This is a genomic window from Pseudoxanthomonas sp. (assembly GCF_036845285.1).
In the GTDB taxonomy this organism is placed as follows: domain Bacteria; phylum Pseudomonadota; class Gammaproteobacteria; order Xanthomonadales; family Xanthomonadaceae; genus Pseudoxanthomonas_A.
Genome location: NZ_DAIUEE010000007.1, coordinates 49,974 through 76,212, shown reverse-complemented (window position 1 = coordinate 76,212; position 26,239 = coordinate 49,974). Strand labels below are relative to the sequence as shown.

The following is a 26,239-nucleotide window of genomic DNA, read 5'->3' as shown; positions in this document are numbered from 1 at the left end:
ATCAGCCCCGCTTGCGGCGACCAAGCCGCACCGCATCCATCAGCACGAACAGCGGTGGCCACAGCAGCATGCCCACCAGCGGCGCCCACCAGTACGCCCAGGGCAGCGTCGGCTCGCCCAGCGCAAGGTGCACCACGGTGGTGACGATGCGGTCATTGAGCAGCAGGCCGCCGATGGCCAGCGCCTGCTGCGACATCGGGAAGAACCGCAGCCGCGCGCGGAAGCGCTGCAGGATGAAGGCCATGATCAGCAGGCGCAGCGCCTGTTCGCCCAGCAGGGTGCCGAACATCAGGTCGGCGACCAGACCGACGATCACGGCGAACCCGAGGCCGGCGCTGTCCGGCGCCTCGATCACCCAGTACGCCACCACCAGCGCCAGCCAGTACGGGCGCAGCGGCTGCAGCACATCGGGCAGCGGCAGCAGGCCCAGCAGCAGCGCGACGATGATGCTCAGCGGCATCAGCCAGCCGGTACGCGCGCGGCTCATCGCTGCGGCTCCCGGGGCGGTGTTTCAGTGCTTCGCGGGCGCGCGTTGAGCCGCTCTCCCGCCGGGAGAGGGGTTGGGGTGAGGGCCGGGGCGTTCGTGGAGCGTGGGGCTTGCGGAGCAGCTGTCGCGGGCGCGGATGCGGTGTTGGTCGCACCAGCATTACTGCCTTCGTTGCCCCTCACCCCAACCCCTCTCCCGGTGGGAGAGGGGCTTTGGGTTGCGGACGCGGCCGGTCCCGTTTCCGCCGGACCGGCTGAGCCTGACGCTGGCGACGCCGCCTCGGGCAAAAAGCGCGACGGATCCGCCGGCGGCAACGGCAGCGGCGGCGCCGACTTCAGCAGCAGCACGTCGCGGCCGCGGTCCAGGCGCGCGGCCGGAGTGACGTCGCCGACGAGGAAGGCATGGCTGTCGTCCGGGCGCAGCGCGGCGATCGTGCCGACCGGGAATCCGGCCGGGAAGCGGCCGCCCAAGCCCGAGGTCACCAGCACGTCGCCGACCTCCACACCGCTGTTGAGCGGCACGTCCGCCAGCTCCAGCAGATCGCTGCGACCACGGCCGTAGACGATCAGGCGCACGCCGTTGCGCGCGACCACGACCGGCACCGCGTGGTCGGGATCGGTCAGCAGCAGCACGGTGGCGTGGGCGGGGGTGGTCTGGATGATCTGGCCCATCAGGCCGCCGGCATCGATGACCGACTGGCCGACCGTCGCCCCGGCACGGCTGCCCGCATCCAGCACCAGCCGCTGGCGGCCCGGCGCGAGGTCGATGTCGAGGATCGGTGCCAGCTGCACGTCCAGGCCGCGCGAGGTTTTCACGCCCAGCAGCGCGCGCAGCTGCGCGTTGTCGGCCGCCGCGGTCTGCAGGCGGGCGAGCCGGGCGTTGGCGACCAGCATGTCGTTGCGCAGGCGCTGGTTCTCTTCGATCAGGCCGGTGCGGGTGGCCGCATCGTCCTGTACGCGCGTCGTTACGCGTCCGGGCAAGCCCGCCACCCACCACAGCGGCTGGGTCACCACGTTGGCCTGCGCGCGCAGCTGCGACAGCCAGCCGCCACGGTGGTCCAGGATCACCAGCGCGATGGTGAGCGCCAGATAGCCCAGCAGCCGCAGCGTGCTGGTGACTTCACCGCGGGTGGCGACGGGAGGACCGGCGTAGGCAGGCATCAGGGCCGGGAATCGGGAAGGGAGACTCGGGAATGGCGAAGCGCGCGTGGAGGGCGTTCCGGATCGTGCGCCTCCCATACGAGGCGCGAAAGCGGTTGTCGGAGGGAAGAATCAGGCACACGGAAAGGCGAAACGCCGATTCCCCACTCCCGATTCCCCATTCCCTGCCTCATTCCGGCGCGAAGAACTCGTTGCCGTGCATGTCGACCAGTTCCAGCGCGCGCCCGCCACCGCGGGCCACGCAGGTCAGCGGATCGTCCGCCACCTGCACGTGCAGGCCGGTTTCCTCGCTGATCAGGCGGTCCAGGTCACGCAGCAGCGCACCACCACCGGTCAGCACGATGCCGCGCTCGGCGACGTCGGCGCACAGTTCGGGCGGGGTCTGTTCCAGCGCCAGCTTGACCGCGCTGACGATGCCGGACAGCGGCTCGTGCAGGGCTTCCAGCACTTCGTTGGAGTTGATCTTGATCATCTTCGGCACGCCCTCGGCGAGGTTGCGGCCGGAGATCTCCATTTCCTGCACGTCCGCCTGCGGATAGGCGCAGCCGATCTCCAGCTTGATCCGCTCGGCGGTGGCCTCGCCGATCAGCATGCCGTGGTTGCGGCGCACGTAGTTGGTGATGAATTCGTCGAAGCGGTCGCCGCCGATGCGGACCGACTGCGAGTAGACGATGCCGTTCAGCGAGATCACCGCCACCTCGGTGGTGCCGCCGCCGATGTCGATGACCATCGAGCCACGCGCCTCGGTCACCGGCATGCCGGCGCCGATCGCGGCCGCCATCGGTTCCTCGATCAGGTAGACGTCGCGGGCGCCGGCCTCTTCGGCCGATTCCTTGATCGCGCGGCGCTCCACCTGGGTGCTGCCGGCCGGCACGCAGACCAGCACGCGCGGGCTGGGGCGCAGGAAGCGCGACTTGTGCACCTTCTTGATGAAGTACTTCAGCATCGCCTCGGTGTAGGTGAAGTCGGCGATCACGCCGTCCTTCATCGGGCGGATGGTGGTGATGTGGCCCGGCGTGCGGCCCAGCATCTGCTTGGCCTCGGCGCCGACCGCGGCGACCGAGCGCGAACCGCCGATGGCACGGTCCTGGCGCACCGCCACGACCGACGGCTCGTTCAGCACGATGCCCTGCCCGCGCACGTAGATCAGGGTGTTGGCCGTGCCCAGGTCGATGGACAGGTCGTTGGAGAACATGCCGCGGAGCTTCTTGAACATCGGGGGACGGGTTCCTGCTGGGGGCTGTGAAAATCGCGCGGGGCTGGCGATTTTTTGCACAAAAACGAAGTCCGCTAGCCTAACAATGCGGCATGGCGCGGGCAAGGAAAAATCTCGTGAATCCACGGGGAAAACCGGTGTTCGTGCAGCCTGCGAGCGGCTGCGGGCGCCGGCGCCGCACGCTCCGACGACGCCGATCAAGACTGGCCCCGGCCCGGCCCACCCGGTAACCTTCGCACCGGCGCGCCGGGAATGGGGCGCACGTCCCGCTTTCCTGCGGCCCCTGCGGCCGCTCCCGCCTCCAGCCGAGTCTGCCGATGTCCGCACTGATCTGTGGTTCCCTTGCCTACGACACCATCATGGTGTTCCCGGACCAGTTCAAGAACCACATCCTGCCGGACAAGGTGCACATCCTGAACGTGTCGTTCCTGGTGCCGCGCATGCGCCGCGAGTTCGGCGGCTGCGCCGGCAACATCGCCTACAACCTGAAGCTGCTGGGCGGCGATCCCATCCCGATGGCGACGGTGGGCCAGGACTTCGGCCCGTACCGCGAGCATTTCGTCGAACAGGACATCAACCTGTCCCAGGTGAAGGTGATCGACGAACTGTTCACCCCGCAGGCGTTCATCACTACCGACCACGACAACAACCAGATCACCGCGTTCCATCCGGGCGCGATGATGCGCAGCTACGAGAACCACGTGAAGGACGTGGCCGGCGTGACCTTCGGCATCGTCAGTCCGGATGGCCGCGAGGGCATGATCCAGAACGCCGCCGAGTTCGCCGAGGCCGGCATCCCCTTCATCTTCGACCCGGGCCAGGCCATGCCGCTGTTCAACGGCGAGGAACTGCGCCATTTCATCGAACTGGCGGACTACGTCACCGTCAACGACTACGAGTCCAACCTGCTGCAGGAGCGCACCGGCTGGAGCGAGGCCGACATCGTCAAGCGGGTGAAGGCCTACATCACCACCCGCGGCCCGCACGGTTCGCAGATCCACACGCCCGAGAAGACCTACGACATCCCGCCAGCGCACGAGCGCCGCGTGACCGATCCGACCGGTTGCGGCGACGCGTTCCGCGCCGGCCTGATCTTCGGCATCGAGAAGGGTTACGACTGGCTGACCATCGGCCGCATGGGCAACCTGATGGGAGCGCTGAAGGTCGAGCACCCGGGCACGCAGAACCAGCGCTTCGACTTCGCCGAGTTCAGCGAACAGTTCAAGCAGCAGTTCGGCTACGCGCTCTGAATGTGAAGTGTGATCCGAGGCCGCGCGTGCGGCCTTCTTCCAGCCGCGCCGCGGATCACCACCGCCCCCTGTTTGTAACGTAAGGTAAGGCCGGGGGACGGCCCGACGGTCGCGCCCCGCGCAGTCGGCAACGGGCAGGGGCAGCATGGTCGCGCAGCATCGGCAACCTCCTTCGCAGGACGTCGGCGTCCCTGTCTCGTCCGCCGTTGCATTCCGCCAGCTCGCGGGACGGGCGCTCGGCGTCGCCACCCTCGTCTTCCTCGCCAGCGGACTCGGCATCCTGACGCGGCCCGAGCATCAGCTGGCGACCTTCTGGCCGACCAATGCCCTGCTGCTGGGCCTGTTCGCCCGGCGCCCGGCGTTGGCATCGCCGGCCGGCTGGGCCGCCGCCGCCCTGGGCTACGTGGCGGCGGATGTGTTGACCGGCAGTTCGCTGCCCATCACCTTGCGGCTGACGCTCGCCAACCTGGCCGGCGTGGCGGCGGGCTTCCTGCTGTTCCGCCACGTCCGCCAGGAAGACCGCCACCTGCAGCACCCCCTATCGATGCTGGGCGTACTGGCGGTGTCGGCGGTGGCCGCGCTGGGCGCCAGCGTGGTGGGCGCGCTGACCTCGCACACGCTGGTCCGCATGGACATGCTGAAGGCCAGCGGCTTCTGGTTCTCGGCCGAACTGGTCAGCTACGTGGCGATCCTGCCGGTCGTGCTGCTGGCGCCGTCACCGGCCGGCGCGGTCGCGCGCCTGGCGGATACATGGACACGCCTGCGGCGTCGGCCGGCCCGACTGCTGCCATTGGCGGCGCTCGCGCTGGCGGTGGTGCTGGGGGTGGTGATCGGCGGTCCCGGCGCCATCGCCTTCCCGGTACCGGCGCTGCTGTGGTGCGCGCTGGCCTACCGCTTGTTCACCACCGCCCTGGTCACCTTGTTGCTGTGCATGTGGACGCTGATCGCCATCGCGCATGGCGTGATCGACCTGCAGGTGCAGGCCGAAGGCCCGTTGCCGGTGATCTCGCTGCGCATGGGCATGGCGCTGCTGGCCGTGGCGCCCCTGACCGTGGCCAGCGTCAATGCGGCGCGCAACCGACTGCTGGCCACGCTCAACCACGCGGCCGACCACGACGCGCTGACCGGCGCGCTGAACCGCAGCGCCTTCCTGCGACGCGGTCGCACGGTGGCCGAACAGGCGCAGGCGAGCGGTACGCCCTTCGTCGCGATGATGCTGGACATCGACCACTTCAAGTCGGTCAACGACCGCCATGGCCACGCCGCCGGCGATGCCGTGCTGACGGCGTTCGCCTCGCGCATGCGCGAGCACCTGCGCGACGACGGGCTGTTTGGGCGGTTCGGCGGCGAGGAGTTCGCGGCACTGCTGCCGGGCCTGGGTACCGGCGACGCACATCAGGTCGCCGAACGCCTGCGCGTGGCGGCCAGCCAACCGATCGCGCTGGACGATGGCCGCGTGCTCGACATCACCGTCAGCGTCGGCCTGGCCTCGCCATCGGGGTCGATGCCGCTGGATACGCTGGAGCAGTTGCTCAGCCAGGCCGATGCCGCGCTCTACCGGGCCAAGGCGATGGGCCGGAACCGGGTGGTCGCCTAGCGCATCCGTCGGCCCTGTCCGGGCGCGCTTCCTCGACTCTCCGCGTCCGTAAAACCCGGCTCACGCATGCGTGGGGTCGAGGCCCGCCAGGACCGCCGCGCAATTCGCCAGTCGCCACGTCGCCTGCACCTGCCCTGCCTCATCGCTGCCGTTCACCAGCAGGGTATGCGTGCCGGCGGCGCGGCCGCATTCGATATCGAAGCGGTAGTCGCCAACCATCACCATCTGCGCCGGCGATACGTTCCAGCGGCCTGCGAAGTAGTGCAGGCCATCCGGCGCCGGTTTGGGTGCCGCTTCATCGCGCCCGATGATGTCGGCTTCATCGAACACGTCCGCCAGGCCGATGGCCGCCAGCGTCACCGCCGCCAGTTCGCGTGCATTGCGGGTAAGGATGCCGAGGCGGCAGCCGCGTGCGTGCAGGGCGCCTACCAGCGCGACGGCACCTGCGGCGGCCGTCGCCGCTTCGGCCAGGCCGCGTTCGTGCCGCATCAGCCAGGCGTGCTTTGCGCTCGCCTGGCCGGGCGGCAGCGCCGCGAGGTGCTCCAGGATGTCCGCATCAGGCGGGATGTCCAGCGCGCGCCGGATCAGCGCGAAGTCGTGCACCGGTTCGGTCAGCGTGCCATCCAGGTCGAACACCCAGTGGCGCAGGCTCGCCAGCGCCGGCGCCCCGGCACTGGCCGGCACGGACGTCAATCCCATCCCGGCATCTGGCTGCCATCCAGCCCGCCGGTTTCGAACACGGCCTTGCGCGTGCTGCCGTCCTTCACCATGAACTCGACTTCCAGCACTTTCGTCTTGCGCACCAAGCGCCACAGTGCCTTGTTGTCGTCGATGAACATCGCGGTGGCTTCATCGGTATCCGGCCGGTGCGCCGCCATGCGCTTCGGTGCCGCCGCGTCCGCCACCACGGTCACCTGGCAGCCGCGGTAGCAGGCCTTGGCGAAGTCGCTGGCCTGCAGCACCAGGTAGCTGCTGCGCTTCCACTTGGGATGATCTCGGAACACCAGCTGCACCGGTTTGGCGCCGCTGCCGTCCACGTCCACCGGCTCCTTGCTGTAGATCATCGCCGAACGCTGGGTACCGCCATCGGCCGCCACCTGGGCGTACGCCCACAGCGCCTCCATCCGGCGCTGGTCGCGCGCGCCCTCGGCCTTGCCCTTCACTTCGTCGAGCAACGGACCGATGCGTTCGGCCGCCGCGCTCTGCGGGTACTGGTCGACCAGCGCGACACCGTGGATGCGCGCCATGTCCCAGTCGTTGGATGCCACCGCGCTGTCGTACTTCTTCGCCAGCTCGTCGGCCTGTTGCTCGATGGCCGCGGCCTGCGCGGCGGCCGCCGCGGCACGCTCGGCCTCGCGGTCGCCGCAGGCCGACACGGCCAGCGCGCAGGCGACGGCCAACAGGAAAGGAGACATCGCGTTCTTCATCGTCATCGGGGATTTCCTTGCTGGATCAACAGGGCGACCGCAGCCGCCACGTCATCGGGTTTTTCCATGATGGACATGTGACCGCAACCGTCCAGTGAAACCTGGAGCGCCTGCGGGATTCTTTCCGCGTACAGCGCCATCGCGCTGGGATCGATCACGCGGTCCTGCCGGCACCACAGCAGCAGCGTCGGCTGGCGGATCGAGGCCGCCATCTCGCCGGGCAGGAAGCGCTCATCGCTCCGACCGATACGGTCCAGCACCTGCTGCTCGAACGGTGCTTGTGCGATGCGCCAGTCGATCACCGCCTTCGACGCCGGCCACGGAATCGCGGGCTGCGCGGCGCGGTCGTGGAACACGGTATCGAGGTAGCGCTGCAGGGACGCCGCGTCGTACACCGCGAACGGATTGCGTCCGGCCAGCACCTCCAGGCCGAAGGCATTGTCGGCGAACCGCACGCCCGCCGCGTCGATCAGGGCCACGCGCGCGACCAGTTCGGGATGCTCCGCCGCGGTGATGGCGACGATCCCGCCGCCCATCGAATGCCCGAGCAGCACCACGGGGCTGCCATCGCGGCGGATCGAATGCAGGAAATCCGCCAGCCGCGCGGCCTGCGCCTTGAACCCGTAATCCGCACCGGCGATGCGCTGGCTTTCTCCCCAGCCGGGCAGGTCCGGGATCACCAGCCGATAGCGGCCGCGCAGGCGGGTCGCCAGCGGATACCAGTTCTCCTTGCCGCCGGTGAAACCATGCACCATCACCACGGTGGGTGCGGCGGGGTCGTCGGCTTCGCGCGTGTCGTAGACCCAGCGATGGTCGCCCACCACTACGTGCCGCTCGGACAGGTCGATCCACCAGCCCTGCAGCGCCAGCCCGTTGCGCAACGGCGCCATCGGATCGCGCCAGATCCACACGGCCAGCGCGCAAACAAGAACGGCCGCCAGCAAGGCGACCGTCCGTGTGCGGGTCAGGCGCGACGCCATGCCTTACTGGCCTGCCGACGCCTTCGCCAGCAACGCCTCGACCGAACCGGTCGTGATCGGGTGGTAGCCCGGCTTGGCGCGCGCGAAGCTTTCCTTCGCCAGTGCCAGGCCTTCCGGCGTCTTCACCAGTTCTTCGTAGATCGGCATGATCAACTTGCGACGGCCGACGCGCTCGATGAACTTCGCGATCTCCGGGCGTGCTTCCACATACCCGCTGCGGATCGTCAGCGGATACCAGCGCATCGCGATCTCGCCGTTGGCCGTGCCGGTGAAGTGGTAGGCACCGTCCAGCTGCTTCAGCTGCTCGACGGTCAGCTTGTCGCCCATGCCCTCCAGGAAATGCACCCACTGCTGGGTCACCCAGGTATCGGTCAGCTGGGCATTCGGCAACTGGCCGCTGCCCTGCCAGGCGATGCGCGCGGTATCGGTGTTGGAGAAGCCACGCGACTGCACCTGCGGCGCATTGGCCGGGATGCCCGTGCCGTAGACCCAGGCCTGGATCTCGGCGTCGGTCACCAGGTTGGGATGCTTGTCGAACAGGTTCTTCTTCGCGTAGTCGAGGAACTGCTCGGTGGTGATGCTCTGGAACGCGAAGTGGTCGAAGTAACCGCGCAGGAAGGCGTCGAACTCCTGGCGGCCGAAACGCTCTTCCAGGAACTGCAGGAACCATGCGCCCTTGTCATACGACACCGCGCTCAGCGCGTCGTCGGCGTCCAGCTGCGTGCCCGGCTTGACCGCCAGCGACTGGGTCGCCTCGGGCATGGTGCCGATTTCCTTCTTCAGTGCATTGCGGGCGATGGCGTACTCCATGCTCGCGGTTTCCTTGCCGTATAGCGCCTCGACGATGCGGTTCTCGACGTAGCTGGTGAAGCCTTCGTTGAGCCAGCCATGCTTGGCGCTGGAGAAGGTCACCAGGTTGCCCGACCAGCTGTGCGCCAGTTCATGCGCGATCAGCGAGACCAGCGTCTTGTCGCCGACGATGACGGTGGGCGTGATGAAGCTCAGGCGCGGATTCTCCATGCCGCCGTACGGGAACGACGGCGGCAGCACCAGCATGTCGTAGCGGTCCCAGCGGTAGGGGCCGTACAGCTGCTCGGTGGCGGCGATCATCTTCTCGGTGTCTTCGAATTCCTTGGTGGCCTTGTCGACCATCGCCGGCTCGGCCCACACGCCGCTGCGCGCGGAGATCGGCTTGAACACCAGGTCGCCGGCGGCGATCGCCATCAGGTACGACGGGATCTTCTGCGGCATCTTGAACGTGTAGTCGCCGTCGCGCACGGCGGCCGGATCGTTGTCGGCGCTCATCAGCACCATCACGTCCGGACGCGAGGTGACGTGCGCGGTGTAGGTGTAGCGCACTTGCGGCGTGTCCTGCAGCGGCACCCAACTGCGGGCGTGGATCTGCTGCGACTGGCTGAACATGAAGGGCAACTGCTTGCCTTCGGTCATCGCCGGCGTCAGCCACTGCAGGCCCGAGGCGTCCGGCGAACTGGTGTAGGTGACGCGGACCTTGGCATTGCGGGCCGGCGTCTCGATGGTCAGCTTGCTGCCGAGCACCGGATCCTTGGCGGCCAGTGCGTACTGCAACGGGGCCCAGGCGCCGTTGGCCTCGCCTTCCACCTTGGCGATGGTCAGGTCGCGCGTGTCCAGCACCAGTTGGGTGGCGGCCTTGTCCTTCCAGTCCAGGGTGTAGGTCGCGGTGCCACCGATGGTCTTGGCGTCGAAATCGACGGCGATGTCGAGCGCCAGGTCGTCGATGGCGACCTTTCGCGGTTCGGCGTAGGAGTGCTCGTCCTGGTCGACGAGCGCCTCGATGGCGGGCTTGGGGGTGGCGGCCACGGGGGCGGGTTCGGGTTCCTTGGAACAACCGGCCGCCAGCACGGCGGCGCAGGACAACAGCAAAGCCAGAGAACGCATCAGGGGACTTCCAGTGATACGGGGGAAGCGGGCAGTTTACCTTCCCCGGCCCCTGAGCCGCTTTCCCGATTCCCGCCATTCCCGTTGCTGCTGGAGGGGCTTCAGCCCCGACCATCGCGGCGGTCGGGGCTGAAGTCCCTCCAGCAGGGGGACGGCGCGCGTCGTCAGACCTTGTAGCCGGTGTGGATGGCCACGATGCCGGCGGACAGGTTCTTGTAGCTGGTCCGCGCGAACCCGGCCTCGTCCATCATCCCTTTCAGTTCGGCCTGGGGTGGATGCTGGCGGATGCTTTCGGCCAGGTACTGGTAGCTGCCGGCGTCCTGCGCGAACAGCTGGCCCAGCTTCGGCAGCACCTTGAACGAGTGGAAGTCGTAGACCGGCTTGAACCAGTCCACGGTCACCTCGGAGAACTCCAGCACGCGCGCCTGTCCGCCGACCTTCAGCACGCGGTGCATGTCGCGCAGGGCGGCCGCCTTGTCGGTGACATTGCGCAGGCCGAAAGCGATCGTGACCAGGTCGAAGCTGGCGTCCGGGAACGGCAGCGCCTCAGCGTTGCACTGCACGTATTCCAGCCCCTGCACCACGCCGCGGTCGGTCATGCGGTCGCGGCCGACCGACAGCATGCCGGCGTTGATGTCGCCCAGCACGATCTGCCCGGTGTCGCCCACGCGGTCCTTCAGCAGCGCGGCGATGTCGCCGGTGCCGCCGGCCAGGTCCAGCACGCGGTCGCCGCGTTTCACCTGGCAGGTGCCGACGAAGTAGCGCTTCCAGACCCGATGGATGCCGAGGCTCATCAGGTCGTTCATCAGGTCGTACTTGCCGGCGACCGAGGTGAAGACCTCGCCCACGAGCTTCTGCTTGTCCTTGGCGGCGACGTCGCGGAAGCCGAAGTGGGTGGTGCCGCGTTCGTAGGGGGATTCGCTCATGGGCGGATTATCGCACTACCCGCCGGCCACGGCCCGCTCATCGCTCGAACGGGGCACACGCCGGCGATGCCTGCCACCGACGCACGAGGGTGCCGCATGTCGGCGTATCGCGTGCATGCCCCTCCAAGAGCCTGCGAACGCCCTCCTGCATGGCGCCGATCCGCCCCACGGCCGACGCCTGCGGTGCCGCGGCGCGTTCCCGCGCGGGCGCGGGGGCGCTCATCACGCGCGGGCGCGGTCCGATGCGAATCTGGAAGCCGGTGGGCGTCGATGCGATGACCGACACCCAGTGCCGTCCATCCGGCGTGTTCCATTGCTCGCCTGCCCGCAGCATCGAGCCTTCGTTGCCGGACAGGTCGGCGGGCGGCGTATCCGTGTCGACGCTGTAGGCAACGCCGTTGTCCGCCACCCGATGGATGATGACGGCATCGCCCGCCAGCCCGGATTCGTAGGTGCCACTGCGTCGCCGCGCTTCCAGCGTGTAGGACTCGGTGCGGTAGGGGTCCGGTTGCGCCGCGCCGGCCAGCACCACCAGGCGCACGCCGCCCGGCGGTGACACGCCGGCGGTCTCCAGTACGATCTCGTGGACCGCTGCATTGTTTTCCGGCACCACGTATCGCAGTGCCGGGGACACCCAGCCCAGGCGGTCGCGCTGATGCATGCTCAGGTGCTTGGGCAGGAGTCCCAGCACGGGATCGGTGGCGGCATGGCGCCAGGCATCGCTCATCAGGTCCCACGGGTTGTCGTGGGTATCGGCGTCGCCGTCGGAATTGTCCGAATGCGGCAATCCGTAACCGTGCCCCATCTCGTGCGCCAGGCTGGCGACGTTGTCCGAGGCCCAGGGCGGACTCCATGTCGCGCGCGTGCATGTATGCACGCCCTCCAGCAGGCCGCAGGCACCGCCACCCCAGGCGCGGCCATCGAGTTCGGCGTTGAACATCAGGTTGATGCCCTGCACGTTGCGGAAATCGACCTGCGACTCGGCCTGGGCGGTGCAATCGTTGAAGAGCAGCGACAGGTCCGCGCGCGCCTTGCCGCCGACCACGGTGACGTAGGTCGACCTGGGTGCGGGCAACGTGTACCACCCGTGTGCGCTGCTGCCGGCCAGATCGATCGTCCCGTACGACACCTCCGACCAGTAGTGGCCCAACTGCCCGGGGGCATCGCCATACTGCGACTGGAAGAACGCCCGTGATTTCGGCTCGGTCGCCACGTCGGCGAACTTGCACATCAGCGTGACCCAGCGCGTACTGCCCGTCACCGGTGCGGCCAGGGCGATGCGACCGTTCGCCGCCTTCGCGAGCGCGCGCGCCGGCAACCGGTCCACCGGCACGATGGCGTCGATGGCGGGCGTCGTTGCCTGTCTCGCATCCGCATTCCCGGCAGGCAGGCGACGGGATGCATAGGACACAGCTACCCGACGATTGGAGAGCGCAGGCAGATCTCCCGCCGCGGGCATGGCCTGACCCACATCCAGCCGGTAACGCAGTCCGGGACCCACCTCGAGCCATGCCTCCACCTGCGACGTCGCCGGCGCACGACCGACCGTTGCCTGCGGCCCGTCGCCCCAACGCACGAGCAGCGTGCCCTGCACGATGTCATCCCCCCTGGCCAGGGGTACGGCACTGCACAGGGCGATCAACAGCACGACCCCGCACCGCACCTGCATACGGTTGACACCGATGATCCGCCCCGACACGTCCACGACCGCCTCCCCGCCGTGATATGACAAGAAAACGCACGGCTACCCGGGATATCGCGGTGGAGTGCCAAAGGCGGCTACGCGATACGGACCCTTGGCCCGCAACGGGTCCGTTCTGCGACCGCGTTCAACCTCTTTCGCTTACCCACCCGTGTCCGGCCGCCACGAGCGGCATCACGGTCCGCCGCCATCAGGTACGGCGCTACAGCAGGGCACACAGGGTCGGCAATCGCAGCGCACGCGGCAGCACCTCGCATGCGCGCCTGCGCATGGGGGGGACGACTGCCCCGCGTGCCGGCCGGGTAGCCGGGGCCGTGCGGACTGCGACGACGGCCGGAGCCGGAGCCGAGGCGACCGTGACCGCGGGACGCTCCAGGGCCGGTGTCGGCGCGCTCATCGAACGGGGACGCGGCCCCACGCGCAGCACGAACCCGTTGTCCGTGCTGGCTACCACCTCGATCCAGTGCCGCTCGTCCGGCGTATTCCAGCGACCACCCACCTTCAACATCGATCCTTCGTTGCTGGAGAACGATGCGACCGGCGTATCGCGGTCGATGCTGCGCGCGATCCCGTAGTCCTCGAGCCGGTGGATGATCACGGCGTCGCCCGCGAGCGCCGCTTCGTACTTGCCGGTGCGCCGGCGTGCTTCCACCGTATAGAGGACCGTCGCGAAGGGGTCCGCTTGCGCGGGCAATGCCAGCATGAGCAGCTGCACACCCCCGGCGTTCTGCAGGCTGGCCGCGTCCAGCACGATCTCGTGCGTGTCGGCGTTGTTCGCCGGGATGGTGCGCTTGCGTGCGGCCGCCACCCAACCCAGGCGCTCCCGCTGGTACATGTTCAGATGCTTCGGCAGCAGGCCGTACGTCACGTCGCTGGTCGCCATGCGCCAGGCATCGCTCATCAGATCCCATGGATTGTCGTAGGTATCGCCATCACCATCGGAGTTGTCCGAATGCGGCAGGCCGTAGCCGTGCCCCATCTCGTGCGCCAGCGGTGCGAGGTTGCTGAAGGACCACGGCGGATTCCAGGTCGCGCGTGTGCACTGGTAGCTGCCGTCCAGCGTGGCGCAGGCACCACCGCCCCATGCGCTGCCATCGAGTTCGGCATTGAACATGAGGTTGACGCCCTGTGCGCCACGGAAGTCGACCTCCGCGTCTGCCTGCGCCGCGCAATCCGCGAAAAGCAGCGACAGGTCCGCCCTGGTCCGCCCGCCCGCATCCGACAGGTAGGCTGCGCGCGGACGCGGCAAGGTGTACCAGCCATGCGCGGTGCTGCCGGCGAGGTCGATGCGACCGTAGGACACCTCGGACCAGTAGTGGCCGAGTTGTCCAGGCGCAGCGCCATATTGCGACTGGAAGAACGCGCGCGGCTTCTGCTCCGGGGCGACGTCGGCGAACTTGCACATCACCGTGATCCAGCGCGTACTGCCCGACAACGGCACCATCGCGCCGCCGCCGTTGGCTTCGCTTTTCGCCATCGTGCGCGAGGGCAACGTATCCGTCGGTACGATCGCACTGATCTCCGGCGCCACCGGCGACGACGCCTTCGCGCCGACCATCACGCGCGAGGACGGGCGATACGCCACGGCCACGCGGCGGTTCGACAACGCATACAGGTCGCCTGCCGCGCGGCGTGCCTGCTCGACATCCAGGCGATAACGGCGACCCGGCCCGGCATCGAGCCATGCCTCGACCTGCGCATGCGCCTCCATCCGCGAATGGGGAGCGTGCGGCGCATCTCCCCAGCGCACCTGCAGCACGCCCTGGACAATCTCGTCCGCCTTTGCATCGGCGACCGCGGCGGCGCACGTCGCCAGGCCCGCCAGCAGGATGCCCATCCACGCGATCGCACTGCGGGCCACCCGCTGTTCCGACACCATGTCGCTCTCCGAATGCGCGCCGTGCTGCGCTACTACCCGGGACATCGGCAAGCGATACGCAACGAGGCAAGCGGATTCGCGTTTATCGCAACCACATTCCGTTTCTGGAATGCACGTCCGTCTTCGTCTGCGTCACAGCCCGCATTACGGTGCGATGCATACGAATGCAGCGACGCGCCAAGGATTCGTCGCTGTCACACGCAAATGCGATCCCGTCGACACTTGCACCCATGCGCGCCAATCGCTTGACGACATCAACGCTCGAGCAAAACGCACAACGGCGATGCCCGCAACCGCGACGGCAGCGCGACGCATGCGCGCCGGCCTGCACGGACGACGCGCACCGCTGCGGGCGGCGATGACGCTGTACCGGGTGCAGGGGAGGATGCCGCGGCCACCGGCACGGGCCGCTCGAGTACGGGTGCCGGCGAACTCATCGAGCGTGGACGCGGGCCGACCCGCACCACGAAGCCCTGTGCCGTCGCCGAGACCACCTCCACCCAGTGCAACTCGTCGGGCGTGTTCCAGCGTCCGCCGACTTTCAGCATCGAGCCTTCGTTGCTGGAGAAATTGGCCGGCGGCGTGTCGCGATCGATGCTGTAGGCGATGCCATAGTCTTCTAGCTTGTGGATGATCACCGCGTCGCCGGCCAGGTTCGCTTCGTACGTGCCGGTCCGCCGGCGCGCTTCGAGCGTATAGATCACCGTCCTGTAAGGATCGGGCTGTGCCGGCATGGCCAGCACCACAAGCTGCGCATTGACCGTTTTCAGCACGCTGCCGGCATCGAGCACCACCTCGACCGTCTCGCGGTTGTCGGCCGCGATCACCCGCTTGCGCGACGCAGGAAGCCAGCCCAGGCGCTCGCGCTGGTACATGTTGGGATGCTTCGGCAGCAGACCATAGGTCGCATCGCTGGTGGCATTGCGCCACGCGTCGCTCATCACGTCCCACGGATTGTCGTAGGTGTCGCTGTCGCCATCGGAGTTGTTGGAGTGCGGCAGGCCGTAGCCATGCCCCATCTCGTGCGCCAGCGGCGCGAGGTTGGCGAACGACCACGGCGGACTCCAGGTCACGCGCGTGCAGACGTACACGCCATCCAGCGTCGTGCAGGCACCGCCGCCCCAGGCGTTGCCGTCCAGTTCGCCGTTGAACATCAGGTTGACGCCCTGGATACCGCTGAAATCGACCTCGGCGTCCGCGACCGAAGCGCAGTCGGCGAAGAGTTCCGACAGCTGCGCCTTCTGCTTGCCGTTGACGTCGGCGAGATAGGCCGCGCGCGGCTTGGGCAGCGTGTACCAGCCGTGCGCGGAACTGCCCGCGAGATTGACCTGACCGTAGGACACCTCCGACCAGTAGTGGCCCAGCTGGCCGGGCGCATTGCCGTACTGGTTCTGGAAGAAGCTTCGCGGCTTCTGCTCGACCGCGACGTCCGCGAACTTGCACATCAGCGTGATCCAGCGCGTCGCACCCAGTACGGGCGCGGACGCCATCACGCGTCCGTCGGCTCCCGTCGCCAGCGCGCGCGCCGGCAACCGGTCCGTGGGGACGATCGCACTGATCGAGGCGAGCGCACCGGATGCGGACATGACCCTGGATGACGAAGCGATATCCGCGCGCGCGGTGTACGACACCGCCACGCGACGGTTGGACAACGCATACAGATCGCCCGCGGCACGCTTGGCCTGGGTCACGTCCAGCGGAATGCGGTGTCCAGGACCGATGTCCAGCCAGGCATCCAGCTGCGGCGCCGCCTGCGCGCGTCCAGGCAGCGCGCGCGGAGGATCCGCCCATTGCAGCTGCAACGTTCCCTGCACCACCGTCTCCGCCCGCAAGGGAAGATTCGGAAGAAGGCATGCCATGGCCGACATTGCCGCAGCGAGGAGCACCCGAATGCCCTTGCGCGGTGTGTCGGCTGATCCGTGCTTGACCACGCGCGACCCCATTCACGACGGCGGGTCGAGATGACGCCGCCATGGTCGGGGTGTCGGCAGGGAACGCAGGGTCTTGAGGGCACTACGGTGCCACAGGACATGTTTTGCGTGCGGATGTTCCGAACTGCGATGCAGGTCGTGGTTCGCTTGCGAAGCGCATTCGACTCACCCCCGACATCGCACCGCCCCGCGATGTCGGGATTGTCCGGAACGTGTAGGAGAAATACCTACGCTTCAGCGCTCGCGCAGTGCGCAGGACGACATGCGTCCGCGCGGCTGCAGGCATCGCGTGGACGTCGCTCCGCGTGCGTCGTCCCGCGTCGCCGTCAGCGGCGGGGAGGGTGCCGTGCCCGACGGGATCGGCGACGACGCGGAAGCCGCCGCAGGCTTCACCAGCGCCGGCAACGGACTGCTCATCACCCGCGCCTGGCCCACGGTCAGCACGAAGCCGGTCGCCGTCTGCGACCGGATCGTCACCAGATGCGATGCCTCCGGCGTGATCCAGCGCTCGCCCACCTTGAACATCGAGCCTTCGTTGTTGGACCGGGTGGCGGGAGGCACATCGGCATCGATGCTGTAGGCGGTACCGGACCGCTCCACCTTGTGGATGATCACCGCATCGCCTGCCAGGCCGCCCTCGTAGGTGCCTTCGCGCTTGCGCGCCTCCAGCGTATAGACCACGGTCGCGTACGGATCGGCCTGCGGCGACAGCGACAGCACCAGCATCTGCACATTGGTCGAATTGGCCAGGTGCGCGTAGTCCAGCACGATCTCGCGCGTCGTCAGGTCGCCCAGCCCGATGATCCGCTGGCGCGGCGCATCCACCCAGCTCAGCCGGTGGCGCTGGAAGATGTTGATGTGTTTCGGGCGAGTGCCGTAGGTGGTGTCCCCCACCGCGTTGGACCAACTGTCGCTCATCACGTCCCACGGGTTGTCGTAGGTATCGTCATCGCGATCGGAGTTGTCCGAGTGCGGCAGGCCATAGCCATGGCCCATCTCGTGCGCCAGCGGCGCCAGGTTGCGGAACGACCACGGTGGATTCCACGTCACCCGCTTGCACAGGCGTGCGCCGCGCACGGTGGCGCAGCTCTGGCCGCCCCACGCGAAGCCGTCGAGATCGCCGTTGAACATCATGTTGATGCCGACCGGCGCGTTCAGGTCGACGGTTTCGGGCGCAGCGGACGCGCAATCGGCGAACAGCTTGTTGAGGTCGGCCTTGTCCTTGCCGTCCACCTTCGTCACGTAGGTCGAGCGGGGACTCGGCAGGGTGTACCAGCCATGCGCCGTGCTGCCGGCCAGGTTGATCTTGTTGTACGACACCTCGCGCCAGTAGTGGCCGAGTTGGCCGACGCCCTCGCCGTACTGCGACTGGAAGAAGGCCTGGTCCTTCTGTTCTTCGGTCGCGTCGCCGAACTTGCACATCAGTGTCACCCAACGGGTGGTCCCGCTGATCGGCGCCGCCGCCATGACACGCGCGTTCGCAGGATGCACCTGCGCCAGCTGGGTGGTGCGATCGGCGGGCACGATGGCCTGGATCGCGGGTGCGGACGACATCACCCGCTCCTGCGGCGCAAACGCCACCGCGACGCGACGGTTGGCCAGCACGTACAGATCACCGGCGGCGAGCTTCGCCTGCGCGGGGTCGAGCGCGATGCGGGTGCCATCGTCCTTCAGCAGCGAGGCGTTGAAGCGGGGCGCCAGCCGTGGTTCCCCCATGGCGGCGCGCGGTGGATCGCCCCACTCCAGCTGCAGCAGACCCTGTTCGATGGTCTGCGCATGCAGCGCCATCGCGAACGACATGCTCCATGCGAACCCCAGTACCGCGACGACCCCGCTTCGCGATGCGCCCCCTGCATTCCTTTTCACGGTCCCCGACTCCCCTGGCATCTGCGCGCGTCGCGCACTGGATCACGCGTTCTAACGGGTATGGCGGTGGCGTGCCGTGCGTGGCATCACAATCCCCGCGTGTATGATCCGGCGCACCTGTCCGTCACCGCTGCCTGCCTGCCATGCATACCCCCCCCGACTACCGCGCCCTGCTGGAAACCGCCATCGCCGAAGCCCGCCAGGGACTGGCAGAAGGCGGCATCCCGATCGGCGCGGCGCTGTACCACCAGGACGGCCGGCTGCTCGGCTGCGGCCACAACCGCCGCGTGCAGGAAGGCGACCCCTCCGTGCACGGCGAAACCGATGCCTTCCGCAAGGCCGGCCGCCAGCGCCGCTATCGCGACACCATCATGGTCACCACACTGGCACCGTGCTGGTACTGCAGCGGCCTGGTGCGCCAGTTCAACATCGGCACCGTGGTCGTCGGCGAATCGGTGACGTTCCAGGGTGGCATCGACTGGCTGCGCGAATCCGGTGTCGAGGTCATCGACCTGCAGAGCCAGGAGTGCATCGAGATGCTTGGCGACTACATCCACGCCAATCCCGACGTGTGGAACGAGGATATCGGCGAGGACTGAGCTCGCCGCGCGCACGCTCAGACGGGTTTCATCACCATCAGCCAGAAGATCGCGACGACGCTGATGAACGCCGGCCAGCCAAGCCAGAACCACAACCGCATCGCGCGGTGATAGGCCGGCGGCAGCGGCGCGCCTTCCGCGGCGGCACGTTGCGCCAGATCACGCGCGCGGACCTGAAGCCACAACACCGGCAACCAGCAGGCGCCGATCACGAAGAAGAGCATCAGCGCCGTTTTCACCCAGAAGACGTCCAACGGCATGCCGAGCAGGTGCGTCAGCCAGAGGCCCGTGCCCAGTTGCACCACGACGGCAGGTGCGGTGAAGCAGGCATCGGCGATCACCACCGTGCGTGCCGTGGCCGCGATGACGCGTGCATCGCCGCGCAGGTGCGCCAGCCACATGAAGAACGCGATTCCCAACCCGGTGCCGAACAGTAGCGTCGAGGCCAGGATATGGATCCACTTCACCCACAGGTACGTCATCAGCGTCGCTCCGCCAGGACCCACAGCATGGCCAGGGCCGGCACCAGCACCAGGTTCTTCGCCAATCCACCCAACGGGTCCCACCACAGCGCCGGCACGGCGGTGCCCAGCACCAGCGTATAGGCGAGCAGCAACAGCAGCATCGCGGAGACGGCGGCACGGGGCCGCCAGCCACTGGCGAGCCACAGGCCGAGCAGCAGGTCGGCCACGCCGCCGCCACGGGCCATCAGTACAGAATTCATCGCATACAGCGGCGTGCCGGACGACAGGCGCACGATATCGGCCGCCGGGGTGAGGAAGCCGGCCAGCGCGGACAGCAGCCAGAGCGCCACCACGGACCATCGCAAGGTCGGCGCAAGGAAATAGAGCTGCGCCTGCCAACGGTCCTGCACCTGGCTCGGCGCCGATGCGAGTGCATCCTCCAGCGTGCTTGGCCGCATGCCGAAATCGGCCGCCAGCCGTTCGCCCGCGTCCGCCGCCGTCGTATTGCCCCGCCGGAGCATGCGCCACATGGTGCGTCCAACCGGACCGCGTCCGAGTGTCTCCATGACGGTGACGGCGACAGATACGACCGCTTCCGGCACGGCGATGACGCGCGCGCCGGGAACCCGCAGCCAGCGCCGCCACTGCCGCTGGTAGTCGCGCAACGACAGCGGTGCGGGACCGCCCACGTCGTAGATGCCGGTGACGGTGCCCGACACCGCGCGCGCGACCAGTTCGCCGAGGTCTTCCACCGCCAGCGGCTGCACCTGCCAGCGGCCATCACCGGGCAGCCACTGCACGCCCGGGAATCCCGCCAGCGCACGCAGCAGCGAGGTGCCGCCATACGAACCGCTGACCGAATACACCACCGAGGGACGGAGCACGACGGACGACAATGCGAGGCCGCCAAGTCGCTCGTCGAAACGATGTTTGGAGGCGATGAACGGACCGTCCTCGGGAAGGCCGAGCGCCGAGACCTGCACGAAACGGCCTACACCGCATGCCATGCAGGCTTGCGCGAGTGCGAAGGGCGCATCGACGTGGATCGCCTCGAACGTCTGGCCGCCGCCCTCGCGCAGGATGCCGGCAGCGTTGACGACGGCATCCACGCCATCGAGCAGCGGCAGCCAGTCTTCCCTGCGCACCATCGCCTGCAGGTCGCAGGCGCGCTCGTCGTCCGCAAGCGGGCGCCCTTTCCGCCGCACCGCGCGCACCACGTTCCAGCCGTGGCGACGAAGCGCGGCCACCAGGTAGCCACCGATGAAACCCGCGCCTCCCACCACCAGCACGGTCCGGCCCGCGTTATCCGGCGATGTCCGCGGGAGGGTTTCCATGCGGTCTTCCGTGTCCGTCGAGAGGAGGAGAAACGCGGGATCAGGCCTTGCGCACGAACTCCGACTTGAGCTTCATCGCGCCTATGCCGTCGATCTTGCAGTCGATGTCGTGGTCGCCATCGACCAGGCGGATGTTCTTGACCTTGGTGCCGACCTTCACCACCAGCGAAGAACCCTTGACCTTCAGGTCCTTGATGACGGTGACGGTATCGCCATCCTGCAGCAGGTTGCCGTTCGCATCCTTGATGACGCGTTCCTCGTCACCACTGACAGGCGCTTCGGCCGACCATTCATGTCCGCATTCCGGACAGACCAGCTGGGCGCCGTCCTCGTAGGTGTAGGCAGACTGGCACTGGGGGCAGGGAGGCAGCGTCGACATCGCGGACCGGGAAGCAGGGACGGCCTGGATTGTCGCACGCCGTCACCGTAGCGTGCGCTGCGCGCACGACCGCGTGCTGACGGGTTCATGCGGTCGTGCGCATGGCGCACGCTACAGGATGTAGCGGCTCAGGTCGGGGTCCTGCACCAGTTCGCCCAAGTGCGCGTCGACGTAGGCACGGTCGATGGTGATGCTCTGACCGTCACGATCGGGCGCTTCGTAGCTCAGCGTATCCAGCAACCGCTCCAGGACGGTGTGCAGGCGGCGGGCACCGATGTTCTCCTGCCGCTCGTTGACCAGCGCGGCGATCTCGGCGAGCCGGTCGATGGCGTCGTCCGTGAAGCGCAGCGACACGCCTTCGGTCTTCATCAGCTCCACGTACTGCTTGCTCAGCGCCGCCTTGGGTTCGGTGAGGATGCGGATGAAATCCTCCTTGCTCAGCGCCGACAGCTCGACCCGGATCGGGAAACGGCCCTGCAGTTCCGGGATCAGGTCGCTGGGCTTGGCCAGGTGGAACGCGCCGGACGCGATGAACAGGATGTGGTCGGTCTTCACCGTGCCGTACTTGGTCGACACGTTGCTGCCTTCCACCAGCGGCAGCAGGTCGCGCTGCACGCCTTCGCGGCTGACGTCGGCACCGCTCATGTTTCCGCTGCGCTTGGCCACCTTGTCGATCTCGTCGATGAACACGATGCCGTGCTGCTCGCACGATTCGATGGCGGCGGCGCGGATGTCGTCCTCGTTGACCAGCTTCGCGGCCTCTTCCTCGACCAGCTGCGGGCGTGCGGCCTTGATCGTCACCGTGCGCTTGTGGGTCTTCTGCCCGCCGAGGTTGGAGAACATCTGCCGCAGCTGTTGGCCCATTTCCTCCATGCCGGGCGGCGTCATGATGTCGACGCCGACGTTGGCGGCCAGTTCCAGTTCGATCTCGCGCTCGTCCAGGTCGCCGCTGCGCAATTGCCGGCGCAGCTTCTGCCGCGTCTCGGATTCCTTCGACGATGGCTCTGCGCCGATATCGACGGTCGTCGTGGCCGCGCCGAAACCGAAGCCATTGCCGCCGGCCGCGTCGCGCCGCGGCAGCAGCGCATCGAGGATGCGGTCTTCGGCGCGCTCCTCGGCCTGCGTGCGCATGCGCGCCTTGGCCTGCTCGCGGTACATCTTCACCGCGGTATCGGCCAGATCGCGCACGATCTGTTCGACATCCTTGCCGACGTAGCCGACCTCGGTGAAACGCGTGGCTTCCACTTTCACGAAGGGTGCGTTGGCCAGCGTGGCCAGGCGGCGCGCGATCTCGGTCTTGCCGACGCCCGTCGGGCCGATCAGCAGAATGTTCTTCGGCATCACTTCGTTGCGCAGCCCGGCGTCGAGCTGCATGCGACGCCAGCGGTTGCGCAACGCGATGGCGACCGCACGCTTGGCGGCGTGCTGACCGACGATGTGGCGGTCGAGCTCCTGCACGATCTCGCGCGGGGTCATGGTGGAGGAGGTGTTTTCAGTCATGGGGATTCGGGATGCGTAAGAGGGGGGCGGGGACGCTGGGCGGCTTCAGCTTGGCGTTCGCTTCAGCGAATCACCAATCACGAATCACCGATCACAGCTCCTCAACCACCACGTTTCGGTTGGTGTAGATGCAGATGTCGCCGGCGATGTTCAGCGATTCGACGGCGATGGACTTCGCGTCCAGTTCGGTGTGCGCCAGCAATGCGCGCGCGGCGGACAGAGCGTAGGAGCCACCCGAACCGATGGCGATGATGCCGTCTTCCGGTTCGATGACATCGCCGGTACCGCTGATGATCAGCGAGGTCTCCCTGTCGGCGACGGCGAGCAGCGCTTCGAGCTTGCCGAGGCGGCGCTCGGTGCGCCAGTCCTTGGCCAGTTCCACGGCGGCGCGCGTCAGTTGTCCGTGCTTCTCCAGCTTGGCTTCGAACAGCTCGAACAGCGTGAACGCATCGGCCGCCGCGCCGGCAAAACCCGCCAGCACCTGGCCGTCGCGTCCGAGCCGGCGCACCTTGCGTGCGTTGCCCTTCATGACCGTGTGGCCCAGCGTCACCTGACCGTCGCCGGCGACGGCGACATGTCCGTTGCGGCGCACGGACAGGATGGTGGTGGCGTGGAAGACGTTGGGATTCTGGCTGGGGTCCATGGAGGCCTCCGGGGTGTTAACCCTGAGGTGGGGACGCCGATTCCGGGTTCAAGCGTGACCTTTGGAGGCGTTTCAGGAGCGACGTGAGTCGCGGCCACGATCCCAGGACGCGGGGCATGCATCATCCGCCAGACCGCGCCTGATGAAGTCGCCCTTTCGGTGCGGATCTGCGGCCACGACCCACGTCGCGCCTGCCAGGGATTCAGCGTTTCCGCTTCGCCCGCGGATGCGCGGCGTCGTACACCTTGGCCAGGTGCTGGAAGTCCAGGTGCGTGTAGATCTGCGTGGTGGCGATGTCGGCATGACCGAGCAATTCCTGCACGCCGCGCAGGTCGCCGGAGGATTCGAGGATATGGCTGGCGAAACTGTGCCGCAGCATGTGCGGATGCACGTGCTTGAACAGGCCCTGCCGCTGCGCGAGTTGCTTGATGCGGATCTGCACGGCGCGCTGCGAGATCGGGCCGTCGCTGCGACCCGGGAACACGAAGGCTTCGTTCGCCGCCGGCCGTTCCTGTCGCCACTCGACCAGCGCATTTCGCGCATGCGAACCGACCGGCACCTTGCGCTCCTTGCTGCCCTTGCCCATCACCGTGACCATGCCGCCGGCCATGTCCAGGTCGCGCCAGCGCAGCGCGCACAGCTCGCTCAAACGCAGGCCCGAGGAATAGAACAGTTCGAGCAACGCACGATCGCGCCTGCCCAGCGGCACGTCGACCGGCACCTCGACCAGCCGGACCGCTTCGTCGGCATCCAGTACCTGCGGCAACTTGCGTGGCGCCTTGGGGGCGCGCAACGCCGCCGCCGGACTCGCGGCGATGCGGCCATGCTTGAGCAGCCACTGGTAATAACTCCGGCACGCCGACAGGCGGCGCTGCAGGCTTTTCGGCGACAGACCGCGCCGGTGTTCGCTGGCGACGAAGCCGCGCAGCTGTTCCGTCTGCACCTCGGCGAGATCCGCGGTGCCCTGGGACTGCGCCCAGTCCGTCAGCGCGGCGAGATCACGCCGATACGCATCCAGCGTGTGCGCGGAGACGCGACGTTCGACCTCAAGATGGGCAAGGAAGTCGGCGACTGCGTACATTCCGGTGATCCGTCATTCCGGCGAAAGCCGGAATCCATGTTGCCTTTGCGTTTGTCTTGCGCGGTCCACCGAAAGAGCAAGAGCAACATGGATTCCGGCTTTCGCCGGAATGACGGCAGGGAGCGCCGGCCCGCGCTCAACCATCGAACCGCTTCAACGCCGTCACCAGCGTCTCGCCCATCATGCGCAGGAACAGCGTGCCCATGCCGGGATAGAAACGGTTGCCATCACGGCTGCCGACGGCGACCAGGCCGATGCCCGGCAGCGGCAGCAACGCGGACGAAGCCACTTCATCGGCGCGCGCACCGTACAGCAGCACATGCTTCTCCGGCTGCAGGCGGCCGCAGATCGGCTCGCCGTCGCGCAGGCAGTCGCGGAACGGCGCCATGTGCGGATTGTCCGCCGGAATGATCTGCAGCCACTCGCTGTCCTCCAGTCCGGCCACCGGATGCAGCAACACGATGCTGACGCGGTCGCCATTGAAGTCCTCGGCCAGCGATGCCGCCATCGCGCGGACCGTGTCGGCGGCGGTGCCCTGCTTCATCAACGTCAGCGCCAACTGGTGCGTGCGCACCGCCAGGCGTTCGTTCTCCTGCGCGTTGGCGAACAGATCGCCGAGGCGCTTGGACAACTCGCGGTTCTTGTCGCGCAGCACTTCCAGCTGGTAGCTGGCCAGCGAAGCGGTCGGACCTTCGTCGCGCGGGACCACCATGCTCATCGCCAGGTCCGGGAACTGTTTCAGGAAGGTGGGATGCCGCCGCAGCCACGCCGCGACCTCGTGGGCGCCCAGCTTCTCCTGTGTGTCGCTCATGCTTTCCATTCCCCTTCGAATACGAACGCCGCCGGTCCGGACATGATGACCGCTGCGTCATCGGAGGGCCAGCGGATGTGCAACTCGCCGCCAGGCAAGGCCACTGCCACGTCACGGTCCACGCGACCGCGACGGATCAGGACCGCCGCCGCGGCGCAGGCGCCGCTGCCGCACGCCAGCGTCTCGCCCACGCCGCGCTCGTACACGCGCAGGCGGATGCGGTCGCGCGCGATCACCTCGGCGAACCCGACGTTGACCGATTCCGGGAAATGCCGCGAGCGCTGCAACAGCGGGCCGTAGTGCTGCACCGGCGCGGTGTCGACCGACGGGACCTCGATGACGGCGTGCGGATTGCCCATCGACACGGCACCGAAACGCAGGCGCAGGCCTTCGTCCACGTCGGCGTCGTACTCCGCGCGGACCTGCTCGAAGCCCACCAGCGGAATGCGTGCCGGCACGAACTCCGGCACGCCCATGGCGATGGCATAGCGGTCGTCGCCGATCCGCTCGACGGCGTGCGTCGACAGCGGGCTGTCGACATCGAACGTGTCGCTGCGGGCGGCACCGTCGCGGACCAGCCATGCCGCCACGCAGCGCGCACCATTGCCGCACTGCTGCGACGGTGAACCATCCGAATTCCAGATGCGGTACGCCGCCACGGAACCAGGGCTGCGTGGCGGCTCGATGGTCAGGATCTGGTCGCAGCCCACGCCGCGGTGGCGGTCGGCCAGTGCGGCCGCGAGCCTCGCGTCGGGCGGCGGCAGGCCGTCACGCAGGTCCAGCACGACGAAATCGTTGCCGGCCCCGTGCATCTTGGTGAACCGCATCGCCGTGGAGCGCGCGTGCGCGGACTCAGCCATTCCCGTCGGTGGCAGGCACCGTGGCGGGATCGATCGGCGGTTCCGCCGGCGCCGTGTCGGTACTCGCCGGTGCGCTCTCGGCGGGCGCGACCGGCGCTTCCTCCGCCGGCTTTTCCGGCATGAACAACGGGCCCTTGGCACCGCAGGCGGACAGGACCGCCATCAGGGCGGCGGCGAAGAAGAGTCGGGCATTCCGGTTCATGCCGCGAGTATAGCCACAGCGCGATGAA

24 protein-coding genes are annotated in these 26,239 nt (G+C 68.0%); 3 read left to right on the top strand and 21 right to left on the bottom strand.

Annotated features, from left to right (window positions below; genetic code table 11):
• Nucleotide 1: 1 nt before the first annotated feature.
• The 3 genes from mreD to V7060_RS10465 form a co-directional block, all read right to left on the bottom strand.
• Entirely contained in the window at nt 2–487 is a 486-nt protein-coding gene (mreD, locus tag V7060_RS10475) for a rod shape-determining protein MreD (RefSeq protein ID WP_334179178.1), read from the bottom strand.
• Nucleotides 484–1,647 carry a rod shape-determining protein MreC gene (gene mreC / locus V7060_RS10470; RefSeq protein ID WP_334179177.1) on the bottom strand — a complete coding sequence of 388 codons (1,164 nt, stop codon included), beginning with the start codon at nt 1,645–1,647 and terminating at the stop codon, nt 484–486. The genes mreD and mreC overlap by 4 nt, the downstream gene beginning before the upstream one ends.
• Nucleotides 1,648–1,816: 169 nt before the next feature.
• Nucleotides 1,817–2,863, bottom strand: a complete 1,047-nt coding sequence (locus V7060_RS10465; protein ID WP_192270868.1) for a rod shape-determining protein — start codon at nt 2,861–2,863, stop codon at nt 1,817–1,819.
• Between the two features lie 317 nt (nt 2,864–3,180).
• Here V7060_RS10465 and V7060_RS10460 point away from each other — a divergent pair, with 317 nt between their 5' ends.
• Both V7060_RS10460 and V7060_RS10455 read left to right on the top strand, forming a co-directional pair.
• Nucleotides 3,181–4,113, top strand: coding sequence for a carbohydrate kinase family protein (locus V7060_RS10460; RefSeq protein WP_334179176.1), 933 nt, complete (start codon nt 3,181–3,183; stop codon nt 4,111–4,113).
• A 145-nt stretch (nt 4,114–4,258) separates the two neighbouring features.
• Nucleotides 4,259–5,710, top strand: coding sequence for a diguanylate cyclase (locus V7060_RS10455; RefSeq protein ID WP_334179175.1), 1,452 nt, complete (start codon nt 4,259–4,261; stop codon nt 5,708–5,710).
• Between the two features lie 60 nt (nt 5,711–5,770).
• Here the strand turns inward: V7060_RS10455 and V7060_RS10450 are convergent, their stop codons facing one another.
• The 9 genes from V7060_RS10450 to V7060_RS10410 form a co-directional block, all read right to left on the bottom strand.
• Nucleotides 5,771–6,403 carry an HAD family hydrolase gene (locus V7060_RS10450; protein ID WP_334179341.1) on the bottom strand — a complete coding sequence of 211 codons (633 nt, stop codon included), beginning with the start codon at nt 6,401–6,403 and terminating at the stop codon, nt 5,771–5,773.
• Nucleotides 6,400–7,125: a hypothetical protein gene (locus tag V7060_RS10445; RefSeq protein WP_334179340.1), complete on the bottom strand. Its 726-nt coding sequence runs from the start codon at nt 7,123–7,125 to the stop codon at nt 6,400–6,402. Before V7060_RS10445 ends, V7060_RS10450 begins: the two co-directional genes overlap by 4 nt.
• Before the next feature lie 14 nt (nt 7,126–7,139).
• Complete coding sequence (locus V7060_RS10440; RefSeq protein ID WP_334179174.1) at nt 7,140–8,117, bottom strand: alpha/beta hydrolase; 978 nt, start codon at nt 8,115–8,117, stop codon at nt 7,140–7,142.
• A gap of 3 nt (nt 8,118–8,120) precedes the next feature.
• Nucleotides 8,121–10,034 (bottom strand): M1 family metallopeptidase, encoded by a 1,914-nt coding sequence (locus V7060_RS10435; RefSeq protein ID WP_334179173.1) that lies wholly within the window; start codon nt 10,032–10,034, stop codon nt 8,121–8,123.
• Between the two features lie 164 nt (nt 10,035–10,198).
• A complete protein-coding gene (gene ubiE / locus V7060_RS10430; protein ID WP_334179172.1) occupies nt 10,199–10,960 on the bottom strand; it encodes a bifunctional demethylmenaquinone methyltransferase/2-methoxy-6-polyprenyl-1,4-benzoquinol methylase UbiE in 762 nt (253 codons plus the stop codon).
• A 37-nt stretch (nt 10,961–10,997) separates the two neighbouring features.
• Nucleotides 10,998–12,608 (bottom strand): hypothetical protein, encoded by a 1,611-nt coding sequence (locus V7060_RS10425; protein ID WP_334179171.1) that lies wholly within the window; start codon nt 12,606–12,608, stop codon nt 10,998–11,000.
• A gap of 256 nt (nt 12,609–12,864) precedes the next feature.
• Nucleotides 12,865–14,541: a hypothetical protein gene (locus tag V7060_RS10420; protein ID WP_334179170.1), complete on the bottom strand. Its 1,677-nt coding sequence runs from the start codon at nt 14,539–14,541 to the stop codon at nt 12,865–12,867.
• Nucleotides 14,542–14,795: 254 nt separating this feature from the next.
• Nucleotides 14,796–16,355, bottom strand: a complete 1,560-nt coding sequence (locus V7060_RS10415; protein ID WP_334179169.1) for a hypothetical protein — start codon at nt 16,353–16,355, stop codon at nt 14,796–14,798.
• Between the two features lie 351 nt (nt 16,356–16,706).
• Nucleotides 16,707–18,272 (bottom strand): hypothetical protein, encoded by a 1,566-nt coding sequence (locus tag V7060_RS10410; protein ID WP_334179168.1) that lies wholly within the window; start codon nt 18,270–18,272, stop codon nt 16,707–16,709.
• Nucleotides 18,273–18,481: 209 nt separating this feature from the next.
• On the opposite strand from V7060_RS10410, the gene V7060_RS10405 reads away from it, so the two are divergent.
• A complete protein-coding gene (locus V7060_RS10405) occupies nt 18,482–18,937 on the top strand; it encodes a nucleoside deaminase (RefSeq protein WP_334179167.1) in 456 nt (151 codons plus the stop codon).
• Between the two features lie 17 nt (nt 18,938–18,954).
• On the opposite strand, the gene V7060_RS10400 is transcribed toward V7060_RS10405, so the two are convergent.
• From V7060_RS10400 to V7060_RS10360, 9 genes are all read right to left on the bottom strand, one after another.
• Complete coding sequence (locus V7060_RS10400) at nt 18,955–19,419, bottom strand: DUF2269 domain-containing protein (RefSeq protein WP_334179166.1); 465 nt, start codon at nt 19,417–19,419, stop codon at nt 18,955–18,957.
• Nucleotides 19,419–20,735 carry a DoxX-like family protein gene (locus V7060_RS10395; RefSeq protein WP_334179165.1) on the bottom strand — a complete coding sequence of 439 codons (1,317 nt, stop codon included), beginning with the start codon at nt 20,733–20,735 and terminating at the stop codon, nt 19,419–19,421. Before V7060_RS10395 ends, V7060_RS10400 begins: the two co-directional genes overlap by 1 nt.
• Before the next feature lie 40 nt (nt 20,736–20,775).
• Nucleotides 20,776–21,114, bottom strand: a complete 339-nt coding sequence (locus tag V7060_RS10390) for a zinc ribbon domain-containing protein YjdM (RefSeq protein WP_334179164.1) — start codon at nt 21,112–21,114, stop codon at nt 20,776–20,778.
• Between the two features lie 111 nt (nt 21,115–21,225).
• Nucleotides 21,226–22,614, bottom strand: a complete 1,389-nt coding sequence (gene hslU / locus V7060_RS10385; protein ID WP_334179163.1) for an ATP-dependent protease ATPase subunit HslU — start codon at nt 22,612–22,614, stop codon at nt 21,226–21,228.
• Nucleotides 22,615–22,705: 91 nt separating this feature from the next.
• A complete protein-coding gene (hslV, locus tag V7060_RS10380; RefSeq protein WP_298127729.1) occupies nt 22,706–23,257 on the bottom strand; it encodes an ATP-dependent protease subunit HslV in 552 nt (183 codons plus the stop codon).
• 202 nt (nt 23,258–23,459) lie between these two features.
• Nucleotides 23,460–24,338, bottom strand: a complete 879-nt coding sequence (xerC, locus tag V7060_RS10375) for a tyrosine recombinase XerC (protein WP_334179162.1) — start codon at nt 24,336–24,338, stop codon at nt 23,460–23,462.
• Between the two features lie 136 nt (nt 24,339–24,474).
• Nucleotides 24,475–25,149 carry a DUF484 family protein gene (locus V7060_RS10370; protein ID WP_334179161.1) on the bottom strand — a complete coding sequence of 225 codons (675 nt, stop codon included), beginning with the start codon at nt 25,147–25,149 and terminating at the stop codon, nt 24,475–24,477.
• Nucleotides 25,146–26,009 (bottom strand): diaminopimelate epimerase, encoded by an 864-nt coding sequence (gene dapF / locus V7060_RS10365; protein WP_334179160.1) that lies wholly within the window; start codon nt 26,007–26,009, stop codon nt 25,146–25,148. Before dapF ends, V7060_RS10370 begins: the two co-directional genes overlap by 4 nt.
• The gene (locus tag V7060_RS10360; RefSeq protein ID WP_334179159.1) at nt 26,002–26,211 is read right to left on the bottom strand and encodes a lipoprotein; all 210 of its coding nucleotides are present in this window, start codon (nt 26,209–26,211) and stop codon (nt 26,002–26,004) included. Before V7060_RS10360 ends, dapF begins: the two co-directional genes overlap by 8 nt.
• Nucleotides 26,212–26,239: the final 28 nt, after the last annotated feature.

Bases quoted from the DNA above. Each gene is read 5' to 3' on its own strand.
- mreD (WP_334179178.1), bottom strand. From the start codon at position 487: ATGAGCCGCGCGCGTACCGGCTGGCTGATGCCGCTGAGCATCATCGTC.
- mreC (WP_334179177.1), bottom strand. From the start codon at position 1,647: ATGCCTGCCTACGCCGGTCCTCCCGTCGCCACCCGCGGTGAAGTCACC.
- V7060_RS10465 (WP_192270868.1), bottom strand. From the start codon at position 2,863: ATGTTCAAGAAGCTCCGCGGCATGTTCTCCAACGACCTGTCCATCGAC.
- V7060_RS10460 (WP_334179176.1), top strand. From the start codon at position 3,181: ATGTCCGCACTGATCTGTGGTTCCCTTGCCTACGACACCATCATGGTG.
- V7060_RS10455 (WP_334179175.1), top strand. From the start codon at position 4,259: ATGGTCGCGCAGCATCGGCAACCTCCTTCGCAGGACGTCGGCGTCCCT.
- V7060_RS10445 (WP_334179340.1), bottom strand. From the start codon at position 7,125: ATGTCTCCTTTCCTGTTGGCCGTCGCCTGCGCGCTGGCCGTGTCGGCC.
- V7060_RS10440 (WP_334179174.1), bottom strand. From the start codon at position 8,117: ATGGCGTCGCGCCTGACCCGCACACGGACGGTCGCCTTGCTGGCGGCC.
- V7060_RS10435 (WP_334179173.1), bottom strand. From the start codon at position 10,034: ATGCGTTCTCTGGCTTTGCTGTTGTCCTGCGCCGCCGTGCTGGCGGCC.
- ubiE (WP_334179172.1), bottom strand. From the start codon at position 10,960: ATGAGCGAATCCCCCTACGAACGCGGCACCACCCACTTCGGCTTCCGC.
- V7060_RS10420 (WP_334179170.1), bottom strand. From the start codon at position 14,541: ATGGTGTCGGAACAGCGGGTGGCCCGCAGTGCGATCGCGTGGATGGGC.
- V7060_RS10410 (WP_334179168.1), bottom strand. From the start codon at position 18,272: ATGTCGTTCGCGATGGCGCTGCATGCGCAGACCATCGAACAGGGTCTG.
- V7060_RS10405 (WP_334179167.1), top strand. From the start codon at position 18,482: ATGCATACCCCCCCCGACTACCGCGCCCTGCTGGAAACCGCCATCGCC.
- V7060_RS10400 (WP_334179166.1), bottom strand. From the start codon at position 19,419: ATGACGTACCTGTGGGTGAAGTGGATCCATATCCTGGCCTCGACGCTA.
- V7060_RS10395 (WP_334179165.1), bottom strand. From the start codon at position 20,735: ATGGAAACCCTCCCGCGGACATCGCCGGATAACGCGGGCCGGACCGTG.
- V7060_RS10390 (WP_334179164.1), bottom strand. From the start codon at position 21,114: ATGTCGACGCTGCCTCCCTGCCCCCAGTGCCAGTCTGCCTACACCTAC.
- hslU (WP_334179163.1), bottom strand. From the start codon at position 22,614: ATGACTGAAAACACCTCCTCCACCATGACCCCGCGCGAGATCGTGCAG.
- hslV (WP_298127729.1), bottom strand. From the start codon at position 23,257: ATGGACCCCAGCCAGAATCCCAACGTCTTCCACGCCACCACCATCCTG.
- xerC (WP_334179162.1), bottom strand. From the start codon at position 24,338: ATGTACGCAGTCGCCGACTTCCTTGCCCATCTTGAGGTCGAACGTCGC.
- V7060_RS10370 (WP_334179161.1), bottom strand. From the start codon at position 25,149: ATGAGCGACACACAGGAGAAGCTGGGCGCCCACGAGGTCGCGGCGTGG.
- dapF (WP_334179160.1), bottom strand. From the start codon at position 26,009: ATGGCTGAGTCCGCGCACGCGCGCTCCACGGCGATGCGGTTCACCAAG.
- V7060_RS10360 (WP_334179159.1), bottom strand. From the start codon at position 26,211: ATGAACCGGAATGCCCGACTCTTCTTCGCCGCCGCCCTGATGGCGGTC.